General features: G+C 37.9%; 8 protein-coding genes and 1 rRNA gene. All 9 read right to left on the bottom strand.

Going from position 1 to position 11590, the window contains the following annotated elements:
• Positions 1-9: 9 nt before the first annotated feature.
• Positions 10-1479, bottom strand: a complete 1470-nt coding sequence (gene gltX / locus BMY13_RS18305) for a glutamate--tRNA ligase (protein ID WP_092506391.1) — start codon at positions 1477-1479, stop codon at positions 10-12.
• Positions 1480-1670: 191 nt separating this feature from the next.
• Positions 1671-2768, bottom strand: a complete 1098-nt coding sequence (locus BMY13_RS18300; RefSeq protein WP_092494537.1) for a PIN/TRAM domain-containing protein — start codon at positions 2766-2768, stop codon at positions 1671-1673.
• A gap of 195 nt (positions 2769-2963) precedes the next feature.
• Positions 2964-4337, bottom strand: coding sequence for a DNA repair protein RadA (gene radA, locus BMY13_RS18295; RefSeq protein ID WP_092494538.1), 1374 nt, complete (start codon positions 4335-4337; stop codon positions 2964-2966).
• A 797-nt stretch (positions 4338-5134) separates the two neighbouring features.
• Positions 5135-7567: an ATP-dependent protease ATP-binding subunit ClpC gene (gene clpC, locus BMY13_RS18290; protein ID WP_092494539.1), complete on the bottom strand. Its 2433-nt coding sequence runs from the start codon at positions 7565-7567 to the stop codon at positions 5135-5137.
• 16 nt (positions 7568-7583) lie between these two features.
• A complete protein-coding gene (gene mcsB / locus BMY13_RS18285; RefSeq protein WP_092506388.1) occupies positions 7584-8648 on the bottom strand; it encodes a protein-arginine kinase McsB in 1065 nt (354 codons plus the stop codon).
• Positions 8645-9181: a protein-arginine kinase activator protein McsA gene (mcsA, locus tag BMY13_RS18280; protein ID WP_092506386.1), complete on the bottom strand. Its 537-nt coding sequence runs from the start codon at positions 9179-9181 to the stop codon at positions 8645-8647. Before mcsA ends, mcsB begins: the two co-directional genes overlap by 4 nt.
• Before the next feature lie 15 nt (positions 9182-9196).
• The gene (locus BMY13_RS18275; protein WP_092506384.1) at positions 9197-9664 is read right to left on the bottom strand and encodes a CtsR family transcriptional regulator; all 468 of its coding nucleotides are present in this window, start codon (positions 9662-9664) and stop codon (positions 9197-9199) included.
• Between the two features lie 646 nt (positions 9665-10310).
• Positions 10311-11009 (bottom strand): MgtC/SapB family protein, encoded by a 699-nt coding sequence (locus tag BMY13_RS18270; RefSeq protein ID WP_092506382.1) that lies wholly within the window; start codon positions 11007-11009, stop codon positions 10311-10313.
• Between the two features lie 464 nt (positions 11010-11473).
• A 5S ribosomal RNA gene (gene rrf, locus BMY13_RS18265) occupies positions 11474-11589 on the bottom strand.
• Position 11590: the final 1 nt, after the last annotated feature.

The following is an 11590-nucleotide window of genomic DNA, read 5'->3' as shown; positions in this document are numbered from 1 at the left end:
GTGAATTAATTAAGCTTTTAATTTTTTTAACACTTTATCTAATCTGCTTAAAATAATTTCTTTTCCTAATAATTCTATCGCCATTGGGAGCTCTGGACCATGTGCTTGTCCAGTTGTAGCAACTCGAATTGGCATAAATAACTTTTTACCTCTGTGGCCTGTTTCTTTTTGCGTTGCCTTAATTTCTGCTTTAATAGAATCCTTCGTAAAATCATCCAAATGGATTAGTTTGTCTGTAAAAACCTGCAATACCTCAGGTACCTGCTCCTGTTGCAATATTTCCATGGCACTTTCATCGTAATCAATTGATTCCTTGAAAAACAACTCCGTTAATTCAACGATTTCCGCTCCATATCGCAGTTGTTCCCGATATAATGTGATAACATTCTCTGCCCATTCCCTTGTAGAAGCATCCATATCTTCAGATAATCTTCCAGCCTCAATCAAGTGCGGCATTGCTAACTCAATTACTTTTTCAATATCAGTTGCTTTAATATACTCATTATTCATCCATTTTAATTTATGCTGATCAAAAATTGCCGCAGACGTTGATAACCGCTCAGGATCAAAAATCTCAATTAATTTCTCTTTATTAAAGATTTCCTCTTCACCTACCGGAGACCAGCCAAGCAACGTAATAAAGTTAAATAATGCTTCAGGCAAATAGCCTAAATTATGATATTGTTCAATAAATTGCAGAATATGCTCATCACGTTTGCTCAGCTTTTTACGATCTTCATTCAAAATGAGTGTCATATGACCAAATTTTGGCGCTTCCCATCCAAAGGCATCATATACCATCATTTGTTTAGGCGTGTTGGAAATATGCTCTTCTCCGCGCAAGATATGTGAAATACGCATTAAATGGTCATCAATCGCAACGGCAAAATTGTATGTTGGTGTGCCACTTTTTTTGACAATTACCCAGTCACCAAAATCACTTGATTCAAACTTTATGTTACCTCTTACAATATCATTAAATGTATAATTCTGATTAGCAGGAACACGCATACGAATACTCGGCTTACGTCCTTCCTGTTCAAACTGGGCAATATCTTCTGCCGTCAAATCACTATGTGCACCAGAGTATTTTGGAACTTGTCCTTTAGCACGTTGCTCTTCTCGTTCCTGATCAAGTTCTTCTTCGGTCATATAACATTTGTAGGCTAATCCCTTTTCAAGCAATTCATCTACGTACTTATCATATATATCCAACCGTTCCATCTGACGATATGGGCCATAGTCTCCACCAATGTCAGCACCTTCATCCCATTCGATGCCAAGCCATTTTAAATATTTAAGCTGACTCTCTTCTCCCCCTGCAACATTTCGCTTCTCGTCAGTATCCTCCGTACGGATAATAAATTTCCCATCAAAATGCTTAGCATATAAGTAATTAAACAGTGCCGTCCGCGCATTTCCTATGTGCAAATTACCAGTAGGACTTGGCGCATAACGAACACGAACTTGATCTGTCATGTTGGGTACCCCTTTCTATTAATTAACAATATATAAAGTATACAGTACATTTAGTATTAGAAAACTTGGCTTATCTCCAAGCCTTAGTTGCGCTTATGCAGTAAGAAAGTATTTATACTTTCTTAACTACTTAGAAAAAGTGATAACATATTACGTTATCACTTTTCCATCCTCTATAAGTTATACCTTTTTTACAGCGCTTTTTCAAGTAATTTCGGTTTAGCAAAAATCATTCTTCCTGCAGATGTTTGCAGAACACTAGTAATAAGTACCTCAATCGTTTTACCGATGTAATCGCGGCCTTCTTCAACAACGATCATTGTGCCATCATCCAAATAAGCAATACCCTGATTTTGCTCTTTACCATCTTTAATTACTTGAACCATTAACTCTTCACCAGGCAATACCACTGGTTTTACAGCATTTGCGAGATCGTTAATATTTAGAACGTGTACACCTTGAAGGTCACACACTTTGTTCAAATTAAAGTCATTCGTAACAACAATACCATTGATTACTTTCGCTAGTTTTATCAATTTGCTATCAACTTCCTGTATCTCTTCAAAATCACCTTCGTATATTTCAACTTTAACCGGCAATTCTTTTTGGATACGGTTCAAAACATCCAATCCACGTCTTCCGCGGTTACGTTTCAATACATCTGATGAATCAGCAATATGTTGTAATTCTCCTAATACAAACTGCGGAATCACAATGGTTCCTTCTAAGAAACTAGTTTGGCAAATATCAGCTATACGTCCATCAATAATAACACTTGTATCCAAGATTTTAGCCTTAGGCTGCGTCTGCTCACTAGAGTCACCATCAGTTGCAGTCCGCTTTTCGCGTTCCTTTTTACTAATATTTAATAAGTTCACGAATTCTTCTCTTCGTCTAAACCCAACTTGAAAACCAAAGTAACCAAGTAAAATGGTAACAAACAATGGAATTACCTGTGAAACAAACTCAATATCAATATCTTTCAGTGCAATATTAATCAGATATGCAACAACTAAACCAATAATTAATCCCAGGCTGCCAAAAAATAAGTCACCTACAGGCACTTTAATAAGTGCCTCCTCAATCCACCTTAATAATCCGACAATATAATCAGCCAGCCAATAAGAAATAAGAGATAGTATAATTGCACCTAAAACTAAACCAACATATGGGGATGCTACCCAACTTGCATCTGTAAAATCTAATAATTCTATAATATCCGGTATATATAAATACCCAATGGTACCTCCACTAATAATAAAAAATAAATGGACAATCTTTTTCAGCACCACCGTCACCTCCTATCTTTTTATTATTACCTATTTTTCTAAAAATAACCCTAAATAAAAATAATCTTGGAAGTGTAAAAAACTTATAATATCAACTAAACCATAGCATAACTGCAATTAACAGTCAATTTAATAAACCATAAATTTTAACACATGACATTATGTCTGTCAATTTATTTTTAACTGAATTACTGCTTATCTATCCAATCCAATATCCAATGCTTCCTGTACAGTATTAACACCAACTACCTGTATCGATTCAGGTGCTTTCCAGCCTTCCAGGTTTTTCTTTGGACAAATAACCCGTTTGAATCCCAGTTTGGCCGCTTCTTGTACACGTTGCTCAATCCGGGACACACGCCTTATTTCTCCTGTCAGTCCTACCTCTCCAATAATAATATCCTCCGGCTTGGTAGGCTGATCACGAAAGCTCGAGGCAATGCTCACTGCAATTGCCAAGTCTATTGCTGGCTCATCAAGCTTCACTCCCCCAGCTACTTTTATATAGGCATCCTGATTCTGGAGCATTAATCCAACACGCTTCTCTAATACAGCCATTAACAATGGAACACGATTTGAGTCAATTCCAGTTGCCATTCTTCTTGGATTTCCAAAGCTTGACGGTGATATTAATGCCTGGATCTCAACCAGAACAGGTCTTGTCCCCTCCATTGAGGCAACAACAGTTGACCCTGAAGTACCTTGAGAGCGTTCTTCCAAGAAAATTTCAGAAGGATTTAACACTTCTCTAAGCCCTTCTTCCTTCATTTCAAATATTCCCATTTCATGTGTACTGCCAAAGCGATTCTTAACTCCGCGTAAAATACGATGTGTATGATGTTGTTCCCCTTCAAAATAAAGAACTGCGTCAACCATATGTTCAAGCATTCGTGGCCCCGCAATCGCACCCTCTTTCGTTACGTGTCCAACAATAAAGATTGGAATTCCATTTGTTTTAGCAATCCTCATTAATTCACTCGTACATTCACGTACTTGCGATACACTCCCTGGTGCACTTGTAACTTCCTCGCGAAAAATAGTTTGAATGGAATCAATTACGACGAAAGACGGTTTGATTTGTTCAATTTGATTAGCAATATCAAGTAAATTAGTTTCGGCCAGTACGTATAACAAATCAGACTTAACTCCCAATCGGTCTGCACGGAGCTTGGTTTGGCGAGTAGATTCCTCACCAGATATATAAAGAACCGGTAATTGCTTTTCAGCTAATTGGGCTGATATTTGTAAAAGTAATGTGGATTTCCCGATACCTGGATCACCGCCAATTAGCGCTAGTGAACCTGGAACAATACCACCGCCGAGTACACGATTAAATTCCTTCATCGTTGTTGTCATGCGGGGTTCTTTCTCTGAATCAATTGCAGTAATACTCTCTGGTTTACGGGCAGCTTTTGCTTCCCCACCTACTGTATGTCTGTTTTTCATATTTGATGCTTCAATTTCTTCTACTAATGTGTTCCAATTATTACAACCTGGACATTTACCCATCCACTTTGCAGATTCATAGCCACAATCCTGACAAACAAACTTCACTTTCCGTTTTGCCAATGTGATTCAACCCTTTCAGTTCACCTTCTATTCTATACGAAAAACGTAACATGAAGGTTACAGAATTCTATCAATTAAACAAAAAAATTTACATACTTATGCCACAATAACTAGTTTAACATCTTTCCTTGTTAAGTGTGATGAATTAGAAAACCTGACTAATCGCTAAAAGGATTCTGATGTTTTGCTATGTTAAGAGCAAGAGCTTTCTTAACTGCTAATGCTCTTTTAGTAAGATTGCTGTTTTTGCCACAAAAGATATAAAATGCGAAGTAACTCTTTATAAACTCTCGTCCCGCCGTCCGAGACCGCTACGGGCGGATGCGCACCTTAGGGCACGGCCTTAGCCTCCTCGAGCAAACCACTCTGCGGGGTCTTCGGACACGTGCTGTTCCCGCTGGAGTCACCGCCCTCCGCTCACCCGGACTAGTGTAGTGCTGTCACACATTTATATAGCGATTCCTACTCCAGTCAACAGCGGAGGAAATACACGTAGACTCCTGTGGGAACTGAGGCCTAGATGAGACTACGCAGCGACGTAGGAGCAAGGAGGCTCATCAGCCGCCCACGGAAAGCGAAGTGTATTTCCGAAGCGGTGTCATAGCACTCAGCTTTTTTTTAGTTAATAACAATAAACTTTTAAGCATTGCTTTAGAAAACTTGGCTTATCGCCAAGCTTTAATATAGATAAGCCTTAGTTGCCCTTATGCAGTAAGAAAGTATTTATACTTTCTTAACTGCTAAAAAAGCTGAAAGGGAGGTCCCTTTCAGCTTTTTGCAGTATATTTAGAGCTTTCTTAGGATAAGACAGTAAATTCTCCCTTGTTATTTAACCCTATTTTTACTTTTTCACCTTTTGAAATAGTTTCTTTCAGCAATTCTTCAGATAATAAATCCTCTATATTCTTTTGAATGGATCTGCGTAATGGGCGTGCCCCATATTCAGGATTAAATCCTTCATTAGCAATCTTTTCTACCGCTTTATCTGTAAGCGTGAATTCTATTTCCTGTTGTTTCAAACGATGCTGCAATTGTTTAATCATTAATGTGACAATATCCTTCATGTGTTTGCGCTCTAATGAATGGAATACTATCGTTTCATCAATTCTATTTAAGAACTCTGGTCTAAATGCTTTTTTCAACTCTTCGGTTACTTTGGTTTTCATATTATTGTAATCCTGATTCTCTTCTTCCAAGTTAAAACCAACATATTTATTCCGTCTCAACTCATCTGCACCTACGTTGGAAGTCATAATGAGAACAGTGTTACGAAAATCAATGACACGGCCTTTTGAATCAGTTAGGCGACCATCCTCAAGTACCTGTAGTAAGATGTTGAATACTTCTGGATGGGCTTTCTCAACCTCATCTAATAATACAACTGAATATGGTTTTCTTCGTACTTTCTCAGTAAGCTGACCACCTTCTTCATAGCCTACATATCCAGGTGGGGATCCTACAAGACGGGAAGTAGAATGTTTTTCCATGTATTCAGACATATCAATTCGAATCATCGCTTCCTCATCAGCAAACATTGCCTCAGCTAACGCACGTGCAAGTTCGGTTTTACCGACCCCTGTTGGACCTAGGAAAATGAATGACCCAATTGGGCGTTTAGGATCTTTTAATCCAGCTCGAGCACGGCGGATTGCTTTTGATACTGCGTTTACGGACTCTTCCTGACCAATTACACGGTCATGTAATGTTTTCTCCAAATTTAACAGACGGTCACTTTCATCTTTGGTGAGATTAGAAACAGGCACACCAGTCCATGTAGAAACAACCTTAGCAATATCTTCAACAGATACCTCTGAAGTTTCCTGACCTTGCTTTTCTTTCCATTTACTCTTGGTTTCTTCTAATTCTTCACGCAGACGCTGTTCTGAGTCACGTAACGATGCCGCCTTTTCAAATTCCTGACTTTGTACTGCGGAGTCCTTCTCTTTACGAACTTCTTCCAGTTTCTGTTCCAAATCCTTTAAGTTTGGCGGAATTGTATAAGAGCGCAGTCGAACTTTAGAACCTGCTTCATCAATTAAATCAATGGCCTTATCTGGTAAAAACCGGTCTGTAATATAACGGTTTGACAGATTTGCTGCTGCCTCTACAGCATCATCCGGAATTGTCACACGATGATGGGCCTCATAGCGGTCACGTAACCCCTTCAAAATCTGAACCGTTTCTTCCAATGTTGGTTCATCTACCTGAATTGGCTGGAATCTCCGTTCTAACGCAGCATCCTTTTCAATATATTTACGATATTCATCAAGTGTAGTGGCACCAATACATTGCAGTTCGCCACGGGATAATGCGGGTTTAAGAATATTGGATGCATCGATAGCACCTTCTGCTCCACCAGCTCCAATTAATGTATGCAATTCATCGATGAACAGGATAATGTTGCCTGCCTGACGAATTTCCTCCATCACTTTTTTAAGCCTATCTTCAAATTCGCCACGATATTTGGTTCCTGCAACTACAGTTCCCATATCTAGTGTCATAACACGTTTATCACGTAATGTTTCTGGAATTTCATTATCGACTATTTGCTGAGCCAATCCTTCCGCAACAGCTGTTTTACCGACACCCGGCTCCCCGATTAAGACAGGATTGTTTTTAGTCCGGCGGCTAAGTACTTGAATTACTCTTTCAATTTCTTTCCCACGACCAATAACCGGATCAACATTTCCTTCTTTTGCACTAACAGTTAAGTCACGTGCCAGTGAGTCCAATGTTGGAGTGTTCGCGCTTGATGCCTGTGCATTACCACGTCCCTGGCGACCTGCTTGCGATTCGTTACTGCCTAATAGCTGAAGTACTTGTTGCCGCGCCTTATTTAGACTGACACCAAGGTTATTCAGAACACGTGCTGCAACACCTTCGCCTTCACGTATTAAACCTAATAGAATATGTTCCGTTCCTACATAAGAATGACCTAATTTACGTGCTTCATCCTGAGATAACTCGACTACTTTTTTAGCTCGTGGTGTGTAATGAATCGTTTGCATTGGTTGTTTGCCTACACCAATTAGCTTTTCCACTTCTTCTTGTATTTTTGGAACCTCTAATCCTAATGATTGCAGTGCTTTTGCAGCAATGCCTTCACCTTCACGAACAAGTCCTAATAATATATGCTCTGTGCCAATATTATTGTGGCCCAGTCGTACCGCTTCTTCCTGGGATAATGCTAACACTTTTTGTGCTCTTTCTGTAAAACGTCCAAACATCATATCGATTTCCTCCTACCTATTTCTCTAATTGCAGCCGTTCACGAACTAATGATGCTCTAAATACATCTCGCTCACTCGCTGTTAAATTCTTTTTTGCATATTGCTGTAAAAAACCAGGTTGAGTGAGAACCATTAACTCACTAAGTATATTACGAGGTACTTTTTCTATAATTCCCAAATCAATTCCAAGCCGAACATTCGATAGACACTTTGCTGCTTCTTTTGATTCCAATATTCGGCTATATTCCAATACTCCGTATGATCGATAGATTCTGTTCTCTAATTTCGTACTCGACTGATCCATTATTCTATTTCGAGCATTACGTTCATGTTCAATTAACTGCTGGACAACACTTTGTAAATCCTCAACAATATCTTCTTCGGATTTCCCTAGTGTAATCTGATTGGAAATTTGAAATATATTTCCAATAGCTTCGCTGCCTTCACCATAAATACCACGAACAACAAGGCCCAGCTGATTTATTGACGGTATCATCCGATTAATTTGCTGAGACCATGCTAATGCCGGAAGGTGCATCATAACAGAAGCCCGCATCCCTGTTCCAACATTTGTCGGGCAAGTAGTTAAATAGCCATGTTTCTCATCAAATGCATAATCAATTTTTTCTTCTAGCCAATCATCAAATTCGAAAGCTTTTTCAAGTGCCTTATTTAATTGGAAACCGGGAAAATAAAGCTGAACCCGAATGTGATCTTCTTCATTTATCATAACAGATACTTGTTCGTTTTTTGAAATGAGTGTTGCTGCGGAATTATCATGCTCCACTAAGTGCGGACTAATCAAATGTTTTTCTACCAGAACACGCTTTTCGACTGGTTTTAGACTGCTAATAGGTATAAATTCGAAATTCAGGTAATCCTGAAAAGATTTATGTTCGTATTCATCCTGAAAAAACTGACTTATGCTTTGAAGGTCTTTCTGATTAGCTAATATTGGATATGAATAATCTGCAAAATTACGTGCCAACCGAATCCGGCTGCTCAATACAATATCACTATCAGGACCTTCTTCTCTCATCCATGGGCTAATGGCTTCATTCATAAAGTTTTGTAAGGTCATGTATTATCACCTCGCATCTGTTTTTCCAATTCTTTAATTTTATCTCTAACCTTTGCAGCATCCTCGAAAGCTTCATTATCAATTAAATGGTGTAATTCTGCCTTATGTGACTCTATTTCCTTCTTCATGTGCAAATCTCCACCTTTACGGGTAGGAATCTTGCCATGATGCTTCGTATTACCACTATGCACACGACGAAGAATTGGATCTAAACGTTCAGAGAAGGTCCGGTAGCATTCAGCGCAACCAAACTTACCAACACGTTTAAATTCAGAAAATGTCATTTCACATTGCGGACATTGCAAATCTTGTGCCTGTTTATATGATGAGCCCTTTTGATTGTCTATAGATGAAGTATCAAAATTAAATAAACCAGATAATAAATTATGAAGGGAATATCCTTCTTCAGGATATGTCATATATCCTTTTTCTTTTGCACAGACTTCACAAACATGTACTTCTGTTTTATTGCCGTTAATAACTTGCGAAAAATGAAGGGTAGCTTGCCGTTTATGGCACTCTTGACATTCCATATATTCTCTCCCCTTTTATTTATTTAAATATTTTAAAGTCGAAAGCATTGAAGTTAACACACGGGCGCGAACCTCGTCTCGTAAAGGTAATTGAAATGCCAGTGTATTTCTGCCAATAGTGCTTAAAATAATTTTCGCCTCACGTTTTGTAACAATTTCTTCTTCTAGCAACCTTTCCAGTATATCAAGTGCAGCTTGTTGTGTTACTTGAGGATTTATCATCTCTATAATATCATCAATTAATTCAGACTTGTCCTGATGCTGAATCCGGATAATACGGATATATCCTCCACCACCACGCTTACTTTCAACTATATACCCTTTTTCCACTGTAAAGCGTGTATTAATCACATAATTAATTTGTGATGGCACACAATGGAATTGATCAGCGATCTCACTTCGTTTAATCTCAATCGCATCCTGCCTAGTAGCCTCCAGAATTTTCTTTAAATGTTGTTCAATTATATCTGAAATGTTACTCATATACCCTCCCCCACTTTCATCTTATGATTTACCCTTTTATGTCTTTCCAACTCTTTTTAATTTTAAGTTTTGACTTTGACTAACTTTGACTATATTTTTATTATACTTTAAATTAATTCTTATGCAAATACAATGTTCTATACATATTTTAGCCAAGTTAAAGATAAATGAAACATTAGAAAACTTGGCTTATCGCCAAGCCCTTAATATATATAGATAAGCCTTAATTGCACTTATGCATTCAAAGGATCTATTATTTTGTATGAAAACACCTCTCTAGCTCTATTACAAATTCAATTTCATAACAGATGGTTGCGCATTGCGGAGCAACGGAGGTTTAGCGAAATAAATTTTTTCAAAATTTTTTAATTTTTAGCGGACACAGGAGACGCTATTTCTATAAAAAGTTACCTTTTCGAATTTATCCGGACACAGAAGCCCTTACTTTACATATATCATGGTTAATAGAGGGGATTTGTAAGAAATAAGGTCCCTGGTGTTCGCAAAACCTTTCAACATTATTTATATGAAAATTCGATTACAACATTTTCATGACAGATGGTGGCTGCGCAATCGGCAGCCATGTTGCTTGCTTAATTGCTGAAAAAAACCTTACGATATAACTAATCGCAAGGTTCTTAATAAATTATTTTCGCTCAATGATATTTTTGACATGTTTTATTTTTGATACTTCTTCGAACAGTGATACACGATCTAAATCTTGATTTGGATAAATCTTAATAAATATATTACGAAGATTGTTATCAACTCGTTCGATTTCGACTTGTTTAATGGATAAATTATATGATTCAAAGATTGATACAATATTATTTATTTTCAAATCAGGCAGAGCAACAATTTCAATTAGATAGGAAGATCGTGCTTTAGTGAATAACTTTTCAATGTTGTTTAAAAAAACGAGACTTAACAAGATGATTAATGTTGTAAACATTGCTGGAGCATACATTCCAGCACCTACTACTAAACCTAATCCAGCAACCGTCCATATAGAAGCAGCAGTAGTTAGCCCACGGATAGTCATTCCATTTACAATAATAGTACCAGCACCAAGGAACCCAATTCCACTTATAACATAAGAAGGTATACGTGCTGGGTCAAAACGAATATTGTCGTATTCTCCAATAAATTCTTCAAAACCATATAAGGATAATAGCATCATTAAACAGGAACCTACTCCCACTAAAATGTGGGTACGAAATCCAGCTGAGTGATTTTTTAATTCTCGTTCAAACCCGATTAACCCTGAAAGGAGTAAAGCAATAAGTACGCGAACCATAATGGTTGAAAAATTATCGCCAAAAAATTGATCTATATATTCAATCATTAACTATCCTCCTCACTACTTCTATATATATCCTTTTATTTTAAACTAAATTACAGATTTTCACGAACGATAGAGCTCATCGCTTTAAGCATGGGATGAAAGTAAGGTCAGATACATCATAAACGAAAGTGATTAATTGACGATACTATAGGCGGTTTAGGACCTTGCTTGCGAGAGCCAAAAGATGCGGCCGTTCATGGTAACAGAGGTTGCTTTAACCGTAAAAGTTCTGATTGTCTCAGTATCCTGAATTACCCTAAATGCCGAGCGTATGAAAACATAAACTATGGCTGCCGGTCGGAAGAAGGACAATGGATTCATAACCCCACTGCTTTAGCTGTGTCGGAGTATCAGTTTAAGTGAATAGTATTTACTTGAGTCGTTAATTAGGCAAAATCTAATTTAAAAATTTCTCATATAGAAAAAAAGCTAAGATACAATGTTGTACCTTAGCTTTTTATAATGCCTGGCGGCGTCCTACTCTTGCAGGGGCAAAGCCCCAACTACCATCGGCGCTGGAGAGCTTAACTACTGTGTTCGGCATGGAAACAGGTGTGTCCTCTCCGCTAATGCTACCAGAC

The sequence above is a fragment of the Virgibacillus subterraneus genome (assembly GCF_900110695.1).
In the GTDB taxonomy this organism is placed as follows: Bacteria; Bacillota; Bacilli; order Bacillales; family Amphibacillaceae; genus Lentibacillus; species Lentibacillus subterraneus.
The sequence above is the reverse complement of the archived record's forward strand: the minus strand, read 5'-3'. Positions and strand labels throughout refer to the sequence as shown.